The sequence below is a fragment of the Porphyrobacter sp. TH134 genome, assembly GCF_002855495.1.
Lineage (GTDB): Bacteria > Pseudomonadota > Alphaproteobacteria > Sphingomonadales > Sphingomonadaceae > Erythrobacter.
This window is the reverse complement of record NZ_PKRO01000022.1, coordinates 19,361-40,100: the sequence shown is the minus strand read 5'-3', so window position 1 is coordinate 40,100 and position 20,740 is coordinate 19,361. Positions and strand designations below refer to the sequence as shown.

At 67.0% G+C, this 20,740-nt stretch carries 18 protein-coding genes; 5 read left to right on the top strand and 13 right to left on the bottom strand.

Translation table 11 applies throughout. The features are described 5' to 3' along the window. Positions 1 to 10: 10 nt before the first annotated feature. The 9 genes from C0V72_RS10560 to C0V72_RS16435 form a co-directional block, all read right to left on the bottom strand. Positions 11 to 1,825 carry a hypothetical protein gene (locus C0V72_RS10560; protein WP_101794096.1) on the bottom strand — a complete coding sequence of 605 codons (1,815 nt, stop codon included), beginning with the start codon at positions 1,823 to 1,825 and terminating at the stop codon, positions 11 to 13. Further along, entirely contained in the window at positions 1,825 to 3,933 is a 2,109-nt protein-coding gene (locus C0V72_RS10555) for a DUF4175 family protein (RefSeq protein WP_101794095.1), read from the bottom strand. Before C0V72_RS10555 ends, C0V72_RS10560 begins: the two co-directional genes overlap by 1 nt. Further along, positions 3,930 to 5,084, bottom strand: coding sequence for a BatA domain-containing protein (locus C0V72_RS10550; protein ID WP_101794094.1), 1,155 nt, complete (start codon positions 5,082 to 5,084; stop codon positions 3,930 to 3,932). The genes C0V72_RS10555 and C0V72_RS10550 overlap by 4 nt, the downstream gene beginning before the upstream one ends. Further along, positions 5,081 to 5,977: a DUF58 domain-containing protein gene (locus C0V72_RS10545; protein WP_101794093.1), complete on the bottom strand. Its 897-nt coding sequence runs from the start codon at positions 5,975 to 5,977 to the stop codon at positions 5,081 to 5,083. The genes C0V72_RS10550 and C0V72_RS10545 overlap by 4 nt, the downstream gene beginning before the upstream one ends. Before the next feature lie 3 nt (positions 5,978 to 5,980). Beyond that, entirely contained in the window at positions 5,981 to 6,988 is a 1,008-nt protein-coding gene (locus C0V72_RS10540) for an AAA family ATPase (RefSeq protein WP_101794110.1), read from the bottom strand. 14 nt (positions 6,989 to 7,002) lie between these two features. Continuing rightward, on the bottom strand, positions 7,003 to 7,737 hold the full coding sequence (locus C0V72_RS10535; RefSeq protein WP_101794092.1) for a DUF4159 domain-containing protein: 735 nt from the start codon (positions 7,735 to 7,737) through the stop codon (positions 7,003 to 7,005). Positions 7,738 to 7,764: 27 nt separating this feature from the next. Next, complete coding sequence (locus C0V72_RS10530) at positions 7,765 to 9,087, bottom strand: TldD/PmbA family protein (protein WP_101794091.1); 1,323 nt, start codon at positions 9,085 to 9,087, stop codon at positions 7,765 to 7,767. Positions 9,088 to 9,109: 22 nt separating this feature from the next. Beyond that, a complete protein-coding gene (locus tag C0V72_RS10525) occupies positions 9,110 to 10,744 on the bottom strand; it encodes a TldD/PmbA family protein (protein ID WP_101794090.1) in 1,635 nt (544 codons plus the stop codon). A 198-nt stretch (positions 10,745 to 10,942) separates the two neighbouring features. After that, a complete protein-coding gene (locus tag C0V72_RS16435) occupies positions 10,943 to 11,152 on the bottom strand; it encodes a hypothetical protein (RefSeq protein ID WP_101794089.1) in 210 nt (69 codons plus the stop codon). 78 nt (positions 11,153 to 11,230) lie between these two features. On the opposite strand from C0V72_RS16435, the gene C0V72_RS10515 reads away from it, so the two are divergent. Next, positions 11,231 to 12,298, top strand: coding sequence for a BLUF domain-containing protein (locus tag C0V72_RS10515; RefSeq protein WP_101794088.1), 1,068 nt, complete (start codon positions 11,231 to 11,233; stop codon positions 12,296 to 12,298). 258 nt (positions 12,299 to 12,556) lie between these two features. Further along, positions 12,557 to 13,603, top strand: coding sequence for a fatty acid desaturase (locus C0V72_RS10510; RefSeq protein WP_233999900.1), 1,047 nt, complete (start codon positions 12,557 to 12,559; stop codon positions 13,601 to 13,603). A 43-nt stretch (positions 13,604 to 13,646) separates the two neighbouring features. On the opposite strand, the gene C0V72_RS10505 is transcribed toward C0V72_RS10510, so the two are convergent. The 3 genes from C0V72_RS10505 to ald form a co-directional block, all read right to left on the bottom strand. After that, complete coding sequence (locus C0V72_RS10505; RefSeq protein ID WP_101794087.1) at positions 13,647 to 14,357, bottom strand: VIT1/CCC1 transporter family protein; 711 nt, start codon at positions 14,355 to 14,357, stop codon at positions 13,647 to 13,649. A gap of 98 nt (positions 14,358 to 14,455) precedes the next feature. Continuing rightward, positions 14,456 to 16,285 (bottom strand): DUF885 domain-containing protein, encoded by a 1,830-nt coding sequence (locus C0V72_RS10500; protein WP_233999898.1) that lies wholly within the window; start codon positions 16,283 to 16,285, stop codon positions 14,456 to 14,458. Between the two features lie 101 nt (positions 16,286 to 16,386). Next, a complete protein-coding gene (gene ald / locus C0V72_RS10495; protein ID WP_101794085.1) occupies positions 16,387 to 17,481 on the bottom strand; it encodes an alanine dehydrogenase in 1,095 nt (364 codons plus the stop codon). A 137-nt stretch (positions 17,482 to 17,618) separates the two neighbouring features. On the opposite strand from ald, the gene C0V72_RS10490 reads away from it, so the two are divergent. The 3 genes from C0V72_RS10490 (at position 17,619) to C0V72_RS10480 (ending at position 20,125) form a co-directional block, all read left to right on the top strand. Continuing rightward, complete coding sequence (locus C0V72_RS10490; RefSeq protein ID WP_101794084.1) at positions 17,619 to 18,059, top strand: Lrp/AsnC family transcriptional regulator; 441 nt, start codon at positions 17,619 to 17,621, stop codon at positions 18,057 to 18,059. Positions 18,060 to 18,185: 126 nt separating this feature from the next. Continuing rightward, positions 18,186 to 19,214 carry a diacylglycerol/lipid kinase family protein gene (locus C0V72_RS10485; protein WP_101794083.1) on the top strand — a complete coding sequence of 343 codons (1,029 nt, stop codon included), beginning with the start codon at positions 18,186 to 18,188 and terminating at the stop codon, positions 19,212 to 19,214. Further along, a complete protein-coding gene (locus C0V72_RS10480; RefSeq protein WP_101794082.1) occupies positions 19,211 to 20,125 on the top strand; it encodes a hypothetical protein in 915 nt (304 codons plus the stop codon). Before C0V72_RS10485 ends, C0V72_RS10480 begins: the two co-directional genes overlap by 4 nt. Positions 20,126 to 20,141: 16 nt before the next feature. Here C0V72_RS10480 and C0V72_RS10475 read toward each other — a convergent pair whose 3' ends face one another. After that, a complete protein-coding gene (locus C0V72_RS10475) occupies positions 20,142 to 20,687 on the bottom strand; it encodes a DUF2141 domain-containing protein (protein WP_233999897.1) in 546 nt (181 codons plus the stop codon). Between the last annotated feature and the right edge of the window lie 53 nt (positions 20,688 to 20,740).

The following is a 20,740-nucleotide window of genomic DNA, read 5'->3' as shown; positions in this document are numbered from 1 at the left end:
GGGGTCAGCGCTACGCCGCAGGCTTTGTGCGCAGCGCGCGCTCGCCAAGCCACAGGGCCGCGCTCACCACCAGCCACCCCAGCAGCCACGGCCATGCCGGGCCGCGGCGTTCTGGCGTTGTGGCGGCGGCGGCAGAGGCCGGCGCGGTCTGGGCAGCAGCCCACAGGCTGGTGGCCTCACCCGTTTCCCGCGCCCGGATGGCCGCCAGCGCGGTTTCGGGCAGGACGAGCATGGCGAAGGTTTGCTGGCGCGGGCCTGCCTGCGCTACCACCCGGTGCACCCCCGGCACCAAAGGCCAATAGGCCGCGCATGACCGCGAGCCTGCGGCAGGATCGATGGCAAGCACGGCCTCGGCCCCGTCCGGCGCAATCACTCGCGCCGGTCCGGCAAGCGCGCAAATCGCCATTCGCTCGCCCGCGCGCACGAGGGCCGGCACCTCGGGACGAAACTGGCTGGCCGGACGCGCGACGGCGCTGAGGGTGTCGCTCCACCATTGCTGATAACGGTCGGCCTGACCGTTCAGCACCAGCGCGAAACTGTTGGCGACCGTCCACACCGCCACGCGCCCCTGCCCGCGTTGCTGCCAGCCTGCGATCATGCCCCCGTCAGCGTCGGTCACAGCGGCCACGACATCCGCTCCGGTGCGAATATCCCAGCGTCCCAGATCAGGGGCAGGGTCATCCACCGCGTTCACGTCTGCCGGGGCGTCAGGGGAACCGGGTCCGCGCAGCACAGTAAGGGCATCGGCGTCCGGCGCAAGCGGAGCCAGCGCAACCGGTACGATGTCGCTGCCGCCTTCGGTCACCAGGCCCAGCGCGCGCCAGGTGCTGCGGGCAGCAGCGGTGGCGGGCGCCGTCATCCGCACCACAAGGCCCAGCCCGCTGGCTACCCCTTGCGCCAACCCGGTGCGCCCGGCGCTGCCCAGCGCCGCCAGCGACACATCATCGATAATCACCACATCGACCGCGCGCAGCGAGGCCGGATCAAGCCGCACCGCATCACCGCCCAGATCAACGCCCCCGCCCGCATCCAGCCGGCTTTGCAGCACGATGCCCGCATCCTCGGCCCAGCGGCGCAGATATTTGGCTTCGGGCGAGGGCGCACCGATCAGCAGCGCGCGCAGGGGCGCAGGCTCGGCCAGGGTGCGCAGCGGAACCGGGGTGTCTGACACGATCCTCTTGTCACGCCCACGCAGCCGCAGCGTGAACTGCGCCAGCCCCGGGGCCCGCGCGGTGCCGCCGAGGGTAAAGCTGCCATCATCGCCGATGGCCCGCACATCCACCCGGCGCCCGGCGGGATCGAGCAGCTCGGCACTGCCGCCAGCCAGCCCGGACGCCTCACCTGCCAGCGCAAACGCCGCGCCGGCAGGCGTATCGGCGGGGGGTTCCAGCCGGATCAACCCGCGCGGGCGGGCCATGGGCGTGAAGGCAGCGGGCAACCCGGCTGCGCCATCCCGGTCGCGTGCGGGCAGACCGCGTCCCAGGATCCGGATGCGCTGGACGGCGTCGTGGCGGCGCAGCGCGGTCGCCAGATCGGGCACCCGCTCAGCCCCGGCAAGGGGAGGGGCTTCAGGCAGCGCAACCAGCCGCTCGCCCGCTCCAACGCGCGTGCCCGGCGGCGTTTCCGCCGTGGCGACCAGCAGGGTTTCCCCGCCAATCGGCAAACGCGGCGGAAACAGCGTCAGCCAGAGCAGCAGACCGCTCACCAGCGACAGCCCCGCCAGCGCCCACGTCAGCCAGCCGCGCCGCAGCAGCGCAAAACGGACCGCCGCAGCCAGCGCGCCCGCACCGGTCAGCAGTGCGGCAAGGGTTTCAGGCCCAGGCATCAGCGCAGGCCCTGCGTATAGCGTTGGCCGGTTGTGCCGCCATCAGAACGCCGCCGCACCTGCGCCGGCGGACGGGTCAAGACCGTCCACAGCTGGGCGCGCAGCCTGTCCCGCAGCGCCCGTGACGCAGGGTCATTGCGCAGCGCGTCATTCGCCGCCAGCACCGCCAGCGGTTCACCGATGCGCGCCATGTTGGCTCGCACCCATCCGCCGAGCCCGTCCAGATCGATCGCCCCCGGCTGCGCCAGCGCGCGCCATGCGGTCGCCGGGACCGCGTCCTCGATCACGAAGGGGGTGAGCTGCGCCCCGCCGCCGACAATGCCTTCGCGCTTGCCCGTCAACCGCCGCGCGGTGTCAATCGGCGGCTGCTGTGACCCGATCCGCGGCAGGTAAATCCGCGTCGCCTGCTGCACCTGCTTGATGTAATCGAGCGCCTTGTTCTCGAACGGCAGAGCGGCTTCGGGCTTGCCCATCCGCAAGTTCACTTCCGCCTCCCACATCGCATCGAGCGCCGCCTTCAACAGCACGCGGGTGTCCGGGTCGAGCAAGGTTGCCGCTTCGCTCTCGTCATGGACGTGGCCATATTCGGCGGTGATATTGCCCAGATCGCCGAACACCGGGTTTTCGGGCGCAGCGCCGTGATCGTGGCCGTCACCGTCGTAATGTTCAGGCTCGGCCGGAGCATCCTTGTCGGCGGTGGGCATGGGGGGACGCGGCGTTTCTTCCGCTTCCATCCCGACAAACTGGCCATAGCGCAGCCGCAGCAGGCGCTGATCGACCCCGATGGTGTCGGATCGCACCATAAAGTCGTCCGCGCTGAGGTTGCGGCGCTGTTTGATGAGGGCTTCGGTGTCGATAATCACCTGACGCTGGCTGCGGAAATAGGCGGGCATCTGCTGCTTGGCCATCATGTCGAGCCCTTCGGCCTCGGCCGGGCGCGGCGCGGGGTAACGCAGGATCACACCGGGGCCGCGCACCACCTGCGGGCCCGGCGTGCGGGTGTCGGCGATGGTCAGCTGCGCCACCAGATCGCTGCCCGGCTGAAGCCCGAAGGACGCGAGCGGCAGGTCGATCACAAACCGGCGGCGGCGCGGATCGCCAGTTCCGGTGACGGTCTGGCTGCGTTCGGAAAAGCGGACATTCTCGCCCTCGCCGATGGCCGTGGTCAGCGTCAGGCGGGCGAGCCGGTCGACCGCGTAATCATCGCTCGCCTCGAACACGATGCGCCAGCTGCGCTGGCCGGGCTGCATCGTGACAAGGCCCGATGCCGGTTCGACGACGCGCACCTGCGGCGGCTCGTCGGCAATAGGTTCCAGCCGGTGCGAGGGCTGCGCCGCGCGCAGGCCTGCGGCGGTGACCCGGTAGAGCGAGGGCACATCAAGCCGCAGCGACCCGCTCCATCCCTCATCCCCCCGCGCGAGCGGGATGCGCTGGCCGCCCACCAGATGCAGCGCGGCGGCATCGGGCTGCGGCGTGAAGGCAAGCGTCCATTCAATCCGCGACCCCAGCGGCGCGCGGATATCGAGGCTGTCGGCATAGCGCGCGGGCAGGCCGGTATAGGCGGGCGGCACGATCCGCACGCGCTGGCCGGTGAGGCGCGGCTCACCCGGTGCGGCAGCGGTGGTCTGCGCCGCCGGGGCAAGCGGCGGGGGCGCGGATGCTTGCGCCTGCCAGAGGGCGATCCCCCCCAGCGCCAGCGCGCCCAGACCCCAGGCCAGCGCGATCCGACGCTGCGACCAGTCATCGGCAAGGCTGGCCGGTTCAATCGTCTCGATCCGCGCGGCGATGCGTTCGGCCTGCAAGCGCTCAAGCGGGGCGAGCTGGCTTTGCGCAAACAGCAGCGCGGCGCTGTCTTCAAGGCTGGCCTCGCGCGCGTTGAGGCGGCGCACCAGCCAACCCCGGTCGAGGCGGGCCATCAGACGCGCAGCGCTCCAACCCAGCACTGCGGCGGCGGCGATGAAAACGCCCAGCGCCAGCAGGACTCCGCCCATGGCCCACGCCAGCGCGGCAAGGACGGTCACCAGCGGAGCCCCCACCAGCACCCGGTCCAGCGCAGCGCGGCGGCGCGCGGGGCGGACCCAATCGTGGAACCGATCCTCGCGGCTCATAAGGCAAACCTGCGCCGCCGGGCGGCAAGCCAGCGCTCGGCCAGAAAGACGAGGGTGATGATGACCGCGAGCCACGGCGCAAGATCACGCGGCAGCAAAGCATAGGGCGCAGCCCCTGAGGTCGGCGCGAAGGTGGCGGCAGCCACCCGCGCAGGCGGCGGCGCAGGCGGGCTGACGAGATCGCGCAAGGTGGCGGCAAAATCGGGGGAGAGCAGTTCGGGCATCGCCGATGGCACCAGCGGCCGGGCAAAGCGCAGCACCCGCCCTGCGCCTAGCGGCCCGCCCTCTACCAACACGTTCCCCGCCGCGTCGGACCACAGCGGCGCGCTCGCGGCAGGCATGGCGATGTCAGCGGTGGTGCCCAGCACTGCGGTGCCGCCTGCGCTGATCCAGTCGGTCACGGCTTGCGGCACGGGGCCTGGGGTCAGCCAGACCAGCACCTGCCCGCGCGGCGGCAGCGCTGCTCCGGCCGCGGCTTCAAAGCGCGGCGTGTCGCTCCAGGCGGCGGCGGCGGCGCGGAAGAACCGCAGCGGCGCACCCTGCCCTTGCGCGTATCGCACCGCCAGGGCCGGGCTGGGCGGCGGGGCGGGCGTCGCTTCGGGAGCGGGGCTGCCTGCGATCTGCCACGTGACCTTGCGGGTGAGCCGCAGCCGCTCGGCATCGACGCCGTCCAGCACCGGCGGCACCAGAATCGTGAGCGGCGCACCCGGCGGCAGTTCGGCATCGAACTGGCGGATCAGACTGGCGGTTTGCGCTGACACCTGCGCGGGCGGGGGCGGGGGCGCACCGTCGATCCCCGGGAAGCCCGGCGCGATCCAGCGGAGGTCGGCCTCCGCCCCGGCCACAGCGCGGGCGGCGGCGGGATCGACGCCGGGGGCAGCGATCACGCGCGCGCTGTCATCGTCCCACCCCAGCACCGCAGGCCGCGCCAGCAGTAGCGCCAACAGCGCGATCAGCAGCAGCCGCAAGGCCAGCAGCAGCCATTCGTCAAACCGCAGCTTGCGCCGAGGACGCGGCAGCGGATCGAGCCAGCGCAGCGCCGCGAAATCCACCGGTATTTCCTCGGTCCGCCGCCGCAGATGGATCAGCAGCGGAATGACCAGCGCCGCCAGCGCGGCAAGGCCAAGCGGGGCGAGCAGCAACGGCGTCACGCAGGGAGGCCTCCCCGGCCGAAGAAGCTGTGCAAGGGCCGGTCGATCGCCTCGTCCAGCACATAGGCCGTGTGGCGGATCCCGGCCTTGTCCAGCCGCGCGTCAAGCTCTGCACGGGCAGCGGCGAAGCGCGCAAGGAAGGCGCTGCGCAACCCCTTGCCGTCACCGATCAGCGCCGCGCCGCTTTCCTGATCGCGGAACCGGTAACCGCCGTCGAAGGGGAAATCGCGTTCTTCGACCGTGAGCATCTGCACCGCCAGCACCTCGCGCCCGGCCTTGGCCAGCCGTTCGATCAGCGCGATCCCGCCCTCATCGAAACAGTCGCTGAGGAAGATCACAAGATCGTGCGGCGCGATCCGTTCCCACAGCGGGGCGAGCGTGGCGGCATCGGGAAAGGTGCCCCCAGCATCCAGCTGCGCGAAGTCAATCTGAAAGCGGTCAAGCTGCGCGCGCCCGCCGCGCGGCTCCGCCAGAGCGAGCGCGCCTTGCTGCAAGGCGATCCACCCGAAGCGGTCGCCCTGCATCAGCGCCAGTTCGGCCACGCACCGCGCCAGCAGCTTGGCCGCATCCAGCCGCGACCAGTCGGGCCGCGCCCGGTCAGCCTGCGCCATCGAGGCACTGGCATCGATCAGCAGCCAGACCGCGACCGGGCTTTCCTGCTCGGCCTCGCGCACGAAGAACTTGTCGGAGCGGGCAAACAGTTTCCAGTCGATCCGGCGCGGCTCGTCCCCCGGCTCGTAGGCGCGGTATTGCGCGAATTCGAGGCCCGCGCCCTTGTTGCGGCTGGGATGCATTCCGAACCCACCAGACCCCAAATCGCGGCGCGTGCGCAGGGCCAGCCGCCTCAGCCGGCTGCGGATTTCGGGCGGCAGGGTGAGCGGCGTGCGCCCCATCGGTCAGGCTGCAGGCGGCGGCAGGTGGGCGAGCAGCGCGGCGACGATATCATCGGCGCTCTTGCCCTCGGCCTCGGCGGCGAAGGACAAGAGCAGGCGGTGGCGCAGCACCGGGGCGGCCAGCGCGGCGATATCCTCGCGCGTGGCGGCCAGCCGCCCGTGCAGCAACGCGCGCGCCTTGGCGCACAGCACCAGCGCCTGCCCGGCGCGCGGCCCCGCGCCCCAACGCACATAATCGGCGACAGCCGCAGGCGCCGCCGGATCGCCGGGCCGGGTGGCGCGCACCAGCGCCGTGATCCAGCCGAGCAGGTCATCGCTGAGATAGACCTCGCGCACATGGGCTTGCAGCGCCAGCACATCGGCAGCCTGCATCACGCAGGGCACCGCAGCGCCCGCGCGGCCCGTGGTCAGCGCCAGAATATCGCGCTCTTCTTCCGCCGTCGGATAGCCGACGCGCACCAGCAGCAAGAAGCGGTCAAGCTGGGCTTCGGGCAGCGGGTACGTGCCGGCCTGCTCCAGCGGGTTTTGCGTCGCCAGCACGAAGAAGGGTCTGGGCAGCTGATAGGTCTGCCCGCCATAGCTGACGGTCTTTTCCTGCATCGCCTCCAGCAGCGCGGCCTGCGTCTTGGGGGGCGTGCGGTTGAGTTCGTCTGCCAGCAGCAGGTTGGTGAACACCGGGCCTTGCTGGAACCGGAAAGACCGGTGGCCGGTGCCATGATCCTCCTCCAGCAATTCGGTGCCGAGAATGTCGCTCGGCATGAGATCGGGGGTGAATTGCACGCGGCGGAAATCCAGCTCCAGCGCCTCGCCCAAGGTGCGCACCAGCAGCGTCTTGCCCAGCCCGGGCACGCCTTCCAGCAGGCAATGCCCGCCCGCCAGCAGCCCGATCAGCAATTGTTCGACCACATCCTCCTGCCCGACGATCGCAGTGGCAATCGCGCGCTTCAATGCGCCAAGCTTGGCGGTGCGCTGTTCGATCTCGGCGGCGTTCGCCGCAGCTTGCTGAGCCACCTCGTCAAAACCCTTCAATTGCTGAGTGCATACATGATGATGTTCACCCCGAACCGGGTGTTGTCTTCGGCGAGAAAGCGCTTGTTGCGCCAGTCATAGTCCCACTCGCAGCCATAGTCCTTGTTGCTGTAAAGCACGCCCAGACGGCCGTTGATGGTGATGCCCTTCAGGTAATCGTGGATCAGGTCGTCGCCCCAGCCATTCAGTTCAAAGCTGGTCGCGGGCGGGCCCTTGAACGTGAAGAAGCTGGAATAGAGCGGGTGGTCATTGGGCAGCTTTTTCATCGCTGTACTGCCGAAGATCCCCGCCATCTGCGCCTCGAACGACTTGGCGAACAACCCGTCGATATCGTGGTTGCAATCATCGACGAACACGAAGCCGCCGTTCCGGACATAGCGTTCAAAGTTGCGGCGCTCGGCTTGCGAAAATTCCACCGCCTTGTGGCCCGCAAGATAGCAGAACGGGGCTGACAGCATCGCCGGATCGGCGAGCGCAAGGGTGTGTTCCTTGGGATCGACCCGCAGGTTGGTATAGTCGATCAGCGAGGTGATGAGGTTGGCCGGCATGCGCTGGTCCACATCCCAATCGCCCGAATTGTATTTGAGGCGGGTGAACCAGAAATCATAGCCGCCCGCCGCTGCACCGCCGGGGCGCGGGGCGGCGGCAAGCGGGCGGGCGGTCAGCGCGCTGGCCAGCCCGGCGGCGGCCAGGCGCAGAAAGCCGGCGCGGGTGATCGCCGTCTTGCTCATATCACCCGCGCCCGCATCGCCGGAAGATTAGACCGCGTCAGACAGCGAGGTGAAGGTGAAGTCTCTGATCTTCATCGACGGCACCATGAAACTGCCATCCTCGACCCGGACCGACCGGCCCAGCTCTTCGATATTGTTGAGCATGATGACCGGGCTTTCGTTGAAGCGGAAGTTCTTGATCGGATACTTCAGCTGCCCGTTCTCGATGTAGAAGGTGCCATCGCGGGTCAGCCCGGTCAGCAACACGGTCTGCGGGTCGACCATGCGGATATACCAGGTGCGCGTGACCAGAATGCCGCGTTCGGTGCTGGCGATCAGGTCTGCGGTCGACTTGGTGCCGCCCTCCATGATCGTGTTGCCCCACCCGGCGGTTTCCGGCTTGCCCTGCTTTGCCGCCCAATACCGCGAATACTGGAGGTTGGCGACCTTGCCCGCATCGATGATCGTGGTGCGCGTGCGCGGCAGGCCGTCCGCGTCCCACGGCATGGCGGGCACGCCGGGGTGGGCCGGGTCGGTGTAGATATTCACCCGCGGGTCCATGATCTGCTCGCCGATCTTGTTGCCGCCGCCCTGCTTGGACAGGAAACTGCGCCCTTCATCGGCCGAGCGCGCATCGAAGAAGTTCATCATGAAGCTGATGAGGCCTGAAGCCGCCGCCGGTTCAAGGATGACGGTATACTTGCCCGGCTCCAGCGCCTGGGCATCGGCGGAGGCCGCCGCCTTGCGCATCGCGATCTGGACATCCTTGCCGGCATCCATCGCCGCAACGTCCTGCACATTGCTGGCAACCCAGCCGGAACCGCGCCCGTCTTCGGTGCGCACGGTGCAGGTGTAATCGGCCACGGTCGACCGCTGATAGCCGAAATTGCCGTTGGAATTGGCATGGGCAAAGAAGGTGTTGCCATCTTCAAGAAAACCCGCGGCGATCAAACCCTTGTCACGGCAGGGCAGGATCGACGCTTCGGCGATCTTGGCCCGCGCCTCTGCGGTCAGCGCCGCGGTGGCTTTGCTGAAGGTGTTGGTCGCCTGATAGGTCTGCTTGCCCACGGCGGGCATGAATTCGGGGTTTTCCGGCGCCAGCTTGGCCAGATCCTCGGCCCGGCGCACCGCCCGTTCGAGCGCGGCATCGTCAAACTGGTTGATGGTGGCGGTGCCGACCCGCTTGCCGAAGGCGACCTGCACGGCCAGTTCGACATCATCGACGATCCCCGAGGTGGAGATATCGTTGCGCGCAAACCGGACGTTGCCTCGCGTGCCGCCGCTCAACTGCGCGCTGGCTTCGTCGGCGGTGGAAAAGGCGATGACCTTGTCGAGAATGGCTTTCGCCTGCGCTTCTGTAAGAATGCTCATGTCTGCTTCTCCTGCGCTTGGCTCAACCCAGCGACCGGGCGGTGTTGATGACGTTGACCCCGTCGAACCGGGTGGTCGACGAACCGTGGCTCACGGCCGAAATCTGGCTGGGCTGACCCTTGCCGTCGAAGAACGAGCCGAACAGGCGGTAATCGCTTTCGTCGCAGATCGCCGAACAGGCGCCCCAGAATTCCGGCGTGCGCATCTGGTAGGCGACATCCTCGATCATTGGCCCGAGCTTGCCGTTCTTGATTTCGTAGAACACCGTTCCGCCGAACTGCGCGTTGTAGCGCTGCTGGTCGATCGAGAACGATCCGCGGCCCGCAATGTAGATGCCGTTTTCAACCCCTGCGATCATATCGGCGGGGCTCATCTTGGTCTTGCCGGGCGCGAGGCTGACATTCGCCATGCGCTGGAACTGCACGGACGACCAGCTATCGGCATAGCAGCAACCATCGCTTTCGGTCTTGCCGACGATATGGGCCTGATCGCGGATGGTCTGATAATCGACCAGCGTGCCGTCCTTGATCAGATCCCAGCGCTTGGTCTTCACGCCTTCATCGTCATAACCGACCGCGCCGAGGCTTCCGGGCTGGGTCTTGTCGGCAAACAGGTTCACGATCTCGCTGCCGTATTTGAAGGCGGCATCGCGCTTGTCGATGGTGGCGAAGCTGGTGCCGGCGTAGTTCGCCTCGTAACCCAGCACGCGGTCCAGTTCGAGCGGGTGGCCGACCGATTCATGGATCGTCAGGCCCAGATGGTTGGGATCAAGCACCAGATCATACTTGCCCGGCTTGACCGAAGGCGCCTTCAGCTTGGCCTGCGCATCATTGGCGGCGGCAATGGCGTCTTCCTTCATGTCATAGGAATTACCGTAAGTGGTGAGCCCGTTGGGCAGCACGAACTTGTCTTCGGCGCGCCCGTCCATGTACTCCCAGCCCAGGCCCATCGGTGCCGACAGGCCCTCGCGCGAGCGGAACTTGCCGGTCGCGGTATCAACGGCCGTGACAGTGATGGGCGCCCAGATGCGGTGGACATCCTGATCGATGTACGACCCGTCGGTCGAGGCGAAATACTTCTGTTCATTGACCAGAAACAGCAGCGAATTGACGAAGCTGGCGCCTGCCCCCAGCGCGGCATCGTTGACGCTCATCAGCAGGTCGACCTTGTCCGCGATCGGCACGTCCATCGCGTTCTTCTTGATCGGCGTGCGCCAGCTGACTTCGCCGACCCCCGGCGTGGGCGCAAGCTGGACCGCTGCGGACTGGATGCGGGCGTTCGCCTTGGCGATCGCAGTGGCCTGGCGGGCGGCTTCGGCGACAGCATCTTCGGTCATCGTGTTGGTCGAGGCAAAGCCCCACGACCCGTCAGCGATCACGCGCACCCCGGTGCCGGTGCTTTCGGTGTTGACGATGTTTTCGACATTGCGTTCGCGGGTGATGACGAACTGGCGCAGGTAGCGCCCGACGCGCACGTCGCAATAGGTCGCCCCGGCAGCGGTCGCCGCGCTGAGCGCTGCGTCAGCCAGCCGTTTCTTGACGGCCATTTCGATCCCATCCTGCAACTGGCTGGCGGCAATCGCCTTGCCGAAGATGGAGGGCGACAGCGCGGCACCTGTAAAAAAGGTGCTGAGCGCCAAGAAATCCCTGCGATCCATATGTTTACTCCCCATCCCGGCCAGGCCCGCCCTTCAGGAAGCAGAAGGGCGTCCGGCAGTTGCGTTGCGACGGGGCCATGCGCGCGCTGGTGTTGACCATCGGCCATGCACCCGCGCTGCGGCGCGGTGCGCCCCCGTTGTTGCAGCGCTAGCAACCCCACCCCGCCACCGGGCCCGCCACACGACGAAGCGCGTGACTTAATCGACGAACAGGGCACCGATCCGGATCAAGGGTATCCTGCCGGAGCGGGCAATCACGCCGGCTTGCACGCTTGTCACTTGACGGTTTGGCCCGCTTGCCTGATGTTCCATCGCAGCCCGATAAAAAAGATCGGAACCGGGCGGCGGCGAGTCGGTTGTAGCAGCCGCACTGTCGTCAGCGCAGACAAGGTGGTGGATGGGGATCATCTACCGGGTAATTCAGGCAAGGGGCCTCCGCGTTCCCGCCAACCGCTGATCCCCTGCCGCTGACGAGGGGACAAGCTGATGTTGCAAGATTCGAGCAGCGCTGCCGGCGATTCAGGCTGGATTGGTTGCCTGACATACAAGAGCATCGCCACGGCCTCCCCAAGCGCCGGCGATTTGCACGCGCTGGTCGGCAAAGCGCGCGGGCGCAACCGTTCGATGAGCATCACCGGCATGCTGCTTTACGAAGAAGGCGCATTCCTGCAAACGCTGGAAGGCCCGCCGGACAAGCTCGATGCGCTGTGGACCTCGATCAAGCAGGACCCGCGGCACGATCATATCGAAGTGCTGAGCGAGCATATCGCGCCTGCACGGTTGTTTTCCGACTGGGATCTGCTGCTGCACAGCCGCGTCGATCAGGCGCCTGCACCCACCGCGAAAGCCCGCAAGGCGCCGGTCGCTGTCGCAGCGCAGATCGATCAGCTGGTGACGCTGGCGCTGAATGCCGATGATCTTGGCCTTAACGCCTTTATCGCGGCACTGGCGGAGGAAGGCTGGACCAGCAACGCCATCCTCACCCTGCTGATCGAGCCGACGGCGCGGGCCATGGGTGATGCGTGGTTTGCTGATGAATGCAGCGAGCTTGATCTCACCATCGGGCTGAGCATGTTGCAAATGGCCGGACACGCGGTGCGTTACGAGGCCAACGGGCGGCCGATGAAGAACAGCCGCTACAGCATCTTGCTGGCCACTGCGCCGGGCGAACAGCACATGCTGGGCACCTCGCTGCTGGCCGACCAGTTCACCGATGCGGGCTGGCGGGTCGAAATGGCCTTTCCCGGCAGCAACGAAGCGCTCGCCAATCAGGTCAGCGCACAGCACCCCGATGCGCTGGATATCGGTCTGTCCGACGCGATGCTGCGCCAGCATGCGGTGAGCCGGTTGCGCGCCACCATCGAACGCAGCCGCCTGGCAGTTGCCGATCAGCCGATGGTGATTTCGGTTGGCGGACGGTTGTTTGCCGAAGCGGTGGAAACGGCCAAGGCGGTCGGCGCGGATCATGCCCGCGTGACCGCTGCCGGCGCCAGCATTCGCATGGCCGAACTGGTCCGCCAAAGCCGCGTGCGCAACCCGCGGGTCGGTGCCTGACCGCGTGACAGTCGCCCCATCCCGCCCCTTGGTTCAGGCCTGTTGCAACGGCCCGACTGTCAAGCCGCCAGCCGCACCCCGCCGGTGCCGCCTTGGCTGCGGATCGGATCACGGCTGAACGCAAACCAGCGCCCAGCCGGGCTGCGCAATCTGATTGCCATTTTTCTCAGCAATACCACAGCACGCCCATAGCCGGGTTGACCGCCGCATCTGGCGGGCCGACAAGGACGCGGGCACCAACAGCCGGAATTGACGACCTTGCATAGACTTTCCCTGTCCGACCAGACCGCTACCCTCACCCCCGCTCCGCTTGAACCGCGCAAACTTGTCGCCGACCTCAAACCGTTCTCGAACCCGCAGGCCGGACGCAGCATCTGGGAACTGGCGATCACCGTCATCCCCTTCATCGGCATCGTTCTGGCAATGCTGGCTGCGGTCCAGGCCGGTTATGCGGCCGCGCTGCTGCTCACCCCGCTGGCCGGGCTGTTTTTGCTCAGAGTCTTCATCATCCAGCATGATTGCGGTCATGGCGCGTTTTTCGTCAAACGGGCGCATAATGACTGGACCGGCCGGGCGCTGGGCGTGCTGACCTTCACCCCCTATGATTGCTGGCGCCGGTCGCACACGCTGCACCACGCCAACACCGGCAATCTTGATGCGCGCGGCTTTGGCGATGTGGATACGCTGACGGTGGAAGAGTTCCGGTCGGCCAGCCGGCTGCAACGCCTGAAGTATCGTGTCTATCGCCATCCGGTGGTGCTGTTCGGCATCGGGCCGGCCTACTTGTTCATGCTGCAGCACCGCTTGCCGATTGGCCTGATGAAGGCGGGGTCACAATATTGGGTCAACGCGATTGTCACCAATCTGGCGACCACCATCGTGCTAGCCGGCCTTGCGTTCCAGTTCGGGATTGCCGCCACGGCGCTGGTTATCATCCCCACCTTGCTGATCGCCGCGTCCACCGGCGTGTGGCTGTTCTACATCCAGCACCAGTTCGAAGCGGCGCATTGGGACAAGGCTGCGGACTGGTCGTTCCACGAAGCCGCGCTGCGCGGCAGCTCGCACCTGGATCTGCCGCAACCGCTGCGCTGGTTCACTGCGAATATCGGGGTGCATCACGTCCACCATCTCGTCAGCCGGATCCCGTTTTACCGGCTGTCGGATGTGCTCAAGGCCTATCCCGAACTGCGCGAGGTCAACCGCTTTACCCTGTCGCAAACCCTGCGGCCGCTGGTGCTGACCTTGTGGGACGAGCAGCAGCGCAAGCTCGTCAGCTTCCGCGAAGCCAAGCTGCAAGCATCCTGAGACACGGCTGGAGCGGGCGGGCCATGCGCGGTGCCCGTCCGCTTCAAACGCTCACCCCGAACAGGCGGCCAACCGCAGCGGTGATCGCCATGGCGAACACGCCCCAGCCCACCACCCGCAGCATCGCGGGCACCAGCGGCGCGGCACCGGCTTTGGCGCCCAACGCGCCAAGGATCGCCAGGGCGGCAATCGAGACCGCCACCACAACCATAATGATCGCATCAGCCGGAGCCAGCCACGCCGCCACCAGCGGGACCGCCGCCACTGTGCTGAAGGTCACCCCGGACGCCAGTGCCGCTTGTAGCGGGCGCGCGGCAAGGTGGTCCGACAGGCCAAGCTCGTCGCGCACATGCGCGGCCAGCGGATCGATCGCCGTCAGTTCGCGCGCGACGGCAGCAGCCGTTTCAGCGCTGAGGCCGCGCGCACGGTAAATCGCGCGCAGTTCGTCCTCCTCAGCGGCTGGGGTCTGCGCCAGCGCCTCCTGCTCGCGGCGAATATCGGCCTGTTCGGAATCCGCTTGGGACGAGACCGAGATATACTCGCCCGCCGCCATCGACATCGCCCCGGCCATCAGCGCAGCCACCCCGGCGACAAGCACCGCCGCAGGATCGGGCGTGGCGGCTGCGACCCCGATAATCAGCGACGCGACCGAGATGATCCCGTCATTCGCGCCCAGCACTGCGGCTCTCAGCCAGCCGGTGCGGGTGACGTAATGGGGATCGTCGGGATGGGCGCTTGCTGTTGATGTCACCATGCTGCTCCTGCCGGCGGATCGCCGCGTTCAGGCCAGCAGGTGTCGGCCACCCGGAGGAGGATTGCAACCGCTCCTCCGGGCTATTGGCCAAGGCGTGGTCAGCCCGCCGATGCGGCGATCCATTCATCCACCCGCCGCTCAAGGATCGACAGCGGCTGCGAACCGGATGCGATCAGCAGATCGTGGAAGCCCTTGATGTCGAACTTGTCGCCCAAGGTCTTTTCAGCGCGGGCGCGCAGCTCCATGATCTTGAGCATCCCGATCTTGTAGCCGGTCGCCTGACCCGGCAGCGTGATATAACGCCGCACTTCAGAGCGTGACCGCTCGATCGGCTGGCGCCCGGTTTCATTGAGATAGGTCACCGCCTCGTCCTCGGTCCAGCCCATCGCGTGAATGCCGGTATCAACCACCAGCCGCGCGGCGCGGAACAGTTCGGCGTCCAGCCGCATGAAATCCGCGGCGATATCGGGGAAGGCGTTCATCTCCTTGCAGAGGTTTTCGGCATAGAGCGCCCAGCCCTCGCCGAACGCGACATAGCCCGTGACCGCGCGGAACTTCGGGCCGCCCTGCTGGCGCACCTGAATATCGCCCTGCATATTATGGCCGGGCACCGCTTCGTGGCACATCAGCGTGTACATCGCCGCCGGGTCGGGCACGGTGCCGACGAGGTGGACATAGGTCTTGGCCGGACGCTTGCCATCCGGGCTGGGGGCCGAGGCATGGGCCGCGCCGCCTGCCACTTCCGAAAACGCCGGCTCGCGCACCACTTCGATCCCGTAAGCGGGCAGCGTGCCGAAATACGGCGCCAGCAGCGTGCGGGTGCGCGCGACAAAGGCGTTGGCAGTGTCGAGATATTCCTTGCGCGCCGCATCATCATACTGGCGCGGCGGGTTCAACCGCGCGCGCTCGGCATAATAGGCGTGGCGGTCAGCAAAGCCGGCCTGCTTGGCCAGCGCATCCTGCTCCGCCTCGATCCGGGCGACTTCGCTGCGGCCGGTGGCGTGGATTTGCTCGGCAGTCATGTCGGTGGTGGTGTTGAGCTTCAGCTCGGCAGCGTAATAGGCATCGCCGCCCGGCAGCGTCAGCGCGCCGACCTTGCCGCCGGGGGCGGTGGGCAAGCTGGCCTCGGCCCATGCGATGACGCGGCCATAGGCAGGCGCAAGCGCGAGGATGGCCGTGCGGGCTTCCTCCAGCAAGGCATCAGCCTCGGCGCGGAGAAGGGTGCCATTGGCGACCAGCTTTTCGGTCTTGGCCTTCACATCGGCCCAGAGCGCGGCATCATCGCCCTCACCAAAAGGCGCGCCGCTTGTGAGATTGCGACTGCCGGCAATGATCGTTTCGATCTGGAACCGCGGCGGGTTGATCCCGGCGGCCTGGCTTGCCTTGGTCCGTTCAATCGCAAGATCGAGCACGGCGGGCATGCCCTTGAGCCGGGCGATATAGTTTGTCAGATCGGTCTTATCGGCGACCGTATGCGTGTTGACGAGGAAATCGGGCAGCTGGCTGTGCGCCGAATAAAGCCGCGAGTAGAACGGCGGGCGATAGATGCGGTTGGCGAATTGCAGTTCCGCCCGCTCGGCCTCCAGCGCCCAGATATCGAAATTGACCTGTGCTTCGGGTGACAGCTTGGCGCGGTCGAACTGCGCGCGCATCTTGGCAACGCTCGCCTTGCGCCATTCGACCTCGGCGGCAGCAGCAGCATCGCTGGTGTCGTTCCAGCGATCGCCGCCGTCCTTGATCCCGAGCCGGGTTGCCAGCTGCGGCTGGCGCTTCACCCATTCGGCAAACTCGGCGTCCAGAAAGGCGGTCAGCCGTGCGTCTTCGCTTTGCACAGAGGCAGCGGCAGGCGCCGTCTGCGCCAGCGCGGGCCCTGCGGGAAGGATGGCAAGGGCGAGCGCGCTCGCCGCGGTGAGAGAAAGCCTGTGCATCATCGTCTGTCCCCTTGGCGGGCGTGGGGCCCGCGTTACCCGCTTGCCTAGCGGTCAGGGGACAGGCGATGAAGGGTCGTTCGTCGATGCCAGTATGCCGTTCAGCCGAGTGGCAGGCCCAGTGCTTCGGCCACAGCAGCGACGTGGAGCTTGCCGTGCGACACATTCAGCCCCTCGGCCAGATGCGGATCGGCGGCCAGCGCTGCTTCTGCGCCCATATTCGCCAGCTTCAGCACAAACGGCAGTGTCGCATTGCCCAACGCAATGGTGGAGGTGCGGGCCACCGCGCCGGGCATGTTGGCGACGCAGTAATGGATCACGCCGTCGACCACGAAGACCGGGTTTTCGTGCGTGGTGGCATGGCTGGTTTCAAAGCAGCCGCCCTGATCGATGGCGATATCCACCACCACCGCGCCGGGCCGCATGCTCGCGATCATGGCGCGGGTGACGAGCTTGGGCGCAGCGGCGCCCGGCACCAGCACCGCGCCGATCACGAGATCGGCATCGCGCACCGCATCGGCGATCGCGGCTGAGGAGGCGAAGGCGGTCTTGATCTGGTTGCCGAACTGCGCGTCAAGCTCGGCCAGGCGGCGGTTGGAAATGTCGAAGATCGTTACGTCGGCGCGCAGGCCCACGGCCATCTGCGCCGCATTCACGCCCGCAACCCCGCCGCCAAGGATCACCACCTTGCCCGGTTCGACCCCCGGCACGCCGCCGAGCAGCACCCCGCGTCCGCCCTGATGCTTTTCAAGATAATGCGCGCCGCACTGGACGCTCATGCGGCCAGCCACTTCGCTCATCGGCTTGAGCAAGGGCAGCGTACCGTCGGGAGCGGTCACGGTTTCATAGGCGATGCACGTCGCGCCCGAAGCCATCAGCCCTTCGGTCTGCGGCTTGTCGGCGGCGAGGTGGAGGTAGGTGAACAGCACGTGGTCAGCGCGCAGCATCGCAACCTCGGCGGCTTGGGGTTCCTTGACCTTCACGATCATGTCGGCGGCTGCGAAGACCGCGGCTGCATCGGGCAGGATTTCCGCGCCCGCTGCTTCGTAGGCGCTGTCGGCAAAATCGACACCCAGCCCGGCGCCCGCCTGCACCACGACCGTGTGGCCCGCACGGGTCAATTCAGCCACGGCTGCCGGGGTCAGGCCAACGCGGTATTCGTTGTTCTTGATCTCTGTGGGAACGCCGACGCGCATGATCTCTCTCCTGAAATTTTTGTGCGCGCAGTTATAACTTATTTCACTTGCACAATCTCAGCGATAACGGGGGCGCACAGCCGCGGACTGCGCGCAAATCTTGCGTGTGACGGCACAAAAGCGCAGGGATTTGGCATATGGACCGCATTGACCGAACAATTCTTGAACTGCTGGCCGCAGACTCGCGTCTGACCGGCGAGCAGTTGGGCGAGCGGGTCGGCCTCTCCCCCTCGGCCGCGCACCGGCGGGTCAAGGCGCTGGAGGAAAGCGGCGCGATCCTCGGTTACCGCGCGCGCTTGTCCAAGGCGGCGCGCGGGAATCCCTCGACCGTGTTTGTGCAGGTGACGCTGACCGATCAGCGCCAGGCGACCATGCTGACCTTTGAACAGGCCATGGCAAGCACGCCCCAGATCGCCGAAGCCTATCTGATGAGCGGGCCATCGGACTATCTCATCAAGGTGCTGGTGCGCGATGATGACAGCTACGAGCGCATTCACCGCGAAATCCTCTCGGCTCTGCCCGGTGTGCAGCGGCTGGTGAGCCAGTTCACCATCCGTACATTGGAAGGCGGCGAATAGCGCTGCCGCGCGCCCGGCATGGGCTTGTTTTTTCCCGCAGCAACCCGATCTGCCCGGCCTTTCCGGTTACAGTTCCGGGACATTATTGCAGTGGAAAGTTACATTTCCGACACGTATAGGACGATAATGGCGACCCCTATCTACGAATTTGCGAAAATCCCGCGGACCGATCTTGGCGCCAAAACGCGCGTCCGGCGGGTTCGCGATGCCGGGCAGGCGCCCACGGTCGGGGTGATCTACAATCCGCGCAGCCACCGCAATCTGGGGGCCGATTTCGATTGCGGCGTGTGTCCGCATGTCCACATCGCCCAGCCGCGTGAGCGCGGACAGCTGCCCGTCGCCCTGGCCGAATTCGCTGCCAAGGGCATCGACCTGCTGGTTATCAACGGCGGCGATGGCACGGTGCGCGATGTGCTGACCTGCGGGCAGGCGATCTTCGGGGATGATTGGCCCGCCGTTGCGGTGCTCCCCAAAGGCAAGACCAATGCGCTGACCGTTGATCTTGGCGTGCCCGACGACTGGACCTTGCAGGACGCGATCGAGGCGCTGGATCACGGCAGCCGGGTCTACCGCCGCCCGATGGCGGTGTCCCGAAAGGACGCGCCGGATTCGCGCGTTGCCGGGTTCATCATGGGCGCCGGGGCCTTCACCAAGGCGACCCAGGCCGGGCAGAGCGCGCACAAGCTGGGCGCGTTTGACAGCATGGTGGTTGCCGTCACCGGCACCTGGGCGCTGCTGCAATCAATGTTCGCCACCCGCAGCAATGCCTGGCGCAAGGGCGCGCCGATGCAGATCGGTCTCGGCAGCGCCGATGCCCCGATGGCCCATAGCGGCCACGGCGATCCGGCCATGCGCCAGCTGCTCTTCGCCTCGACGCTGGAACGCCTGCCTGCGGGGATCAAGCCGTTTGGCGCGTTGAAAGGCGGGTTGAAGCTGGTCGCTGTCGATCAGATTTCGCGCCGCACCACCGCACTGGTGCCACTGGTGCTGATGGGCAAGATCAGGAACGGGCTGCGCGAACGCGGCATCCATCAGCTGACCGCCACACAGTTCAGCCTGTCGATCGGTGACCAGTTCATTCTGGATGGTGAGGCTTTCCCCGCCGGCGATTACCGCATCGAGCAGGGGCCGGAACTCGCCTTCGTCGCACCATGACCGGCGATGTCTCGGCGCTGGCCGAACGCATCGCCGCGCGCCTTGCGGCGCCCGTCGACCCTGCGGTTGCCACCTTCGCCCGCGCACTGGCTGATGCAGCAGGCGCGCGCGCCGTGTTGTTCTATGGATCGAACCTGCGCACCGGATCGCTCGACGGCGTGCTCGATTTCTACCTCCTGCTCCCCGGCACGCAGGAAAGCGCGATCTGGCCGCGCGTCAGCTATCACGAACGCGATCATGACGGGGTGACCCTGCGCGCCAAGGTCGCCACGATGCGCCTTGTCACCTTCGCCCGCGCCGCTGGCGGAGCGTTGACCGATACCACGATCTGGGCGCGCTTCGTCCAGCCGAGCGCCCTGATCTGGGCCGAAGATGACGCAGCCCGCGCCGAGGTTGTCGCTGCGATTGCCGCCGCGTCCGCCACCGCCGCGCGGCTGGCTGCGGCGCTGGGGCCGGTCAGCGGCACGGCCGAAGATTACTGGCGCGCGCTGTTCCGCGCGACGTACAGTGCGGAATTCCGGGTCGAAAAAGGCGGGCGCGAGAATGATATCCTCAGCGTCAACGCCGATCATTTCGCCGGGCTGCTTCCGCAGGCGCTGGAGGCGGCGGGGATTCCGGCCGGCCAGCATGGCGCGATCCTGACCCCGCGCCTGATGCCGGGTGAGCGCGGGCGCATTTTGGGCTGGTGGAACCGCCGCCGCCGGATGGGCAAGCCGTTGAACCTGCTGCGGCTGGTCAAGGCCAGCACCACTTTTGAAGGCGCAGCACGCTATGCCGCCTGGAAGATCGAACGGCACACCGGGATGCCGGTCAAGCTGACAGCGTTCCGCGAACGCTACCCGCTGCTCGCCGCGCCGCAAGTGCTGTGGGAACTGCGCGCGCACCGCCGCAGCCAGCGCAGCGGCGGTTAGCGCGCGTCCTTACACCTTACATGTACTGAATGGTAATCGGCACCCGGGTCACGCCGCTGCCGGCCGAAAAGCGAACCTTGTCGACCGATGGCGCACGCGGGATGAGGCCGAGGATCTTCTTGATCTTCGGGTTGTTCGACATGCCGGCCCCGTCCGACAGATCGGACTTGCGGTTGCCGTTGACATCATGGTGGACCGCGATCGCATAATCACCCGCCGCAGGCAGTGGAACGCACGCGGTCACAGCGCCGGCTTGCGGCTTGACATCGACCCGCATGATGTAGCGCTTGCTCACCAGCCAGTCACGGCTGTCGGCCACATAGGCCCGCACGAACACATTGCCTTGCCCCGATTTCAGCCCGCTGATCGTCACCCGCACCGCCGGGCCCTGGCCGGGCGCGCACATGTTCAGATCATTAGGGCCGGTGCGCGCATAGGCAGGGCCTTGCGCGCCCGAAGGCGTCGCCACCAGACCGGCCAGCGCCAGCCCCGCTGCCATACGCAGCCCAAGCGCAGGAACGCGCCGGGTATCAGGCAGGGTTACAGGCAGAAAAGCGTTCATGGGCTTCCTTGGTTAAGGGGAGAGCGGCCTGCGCGCAAGCTGTTGGCGCTGGT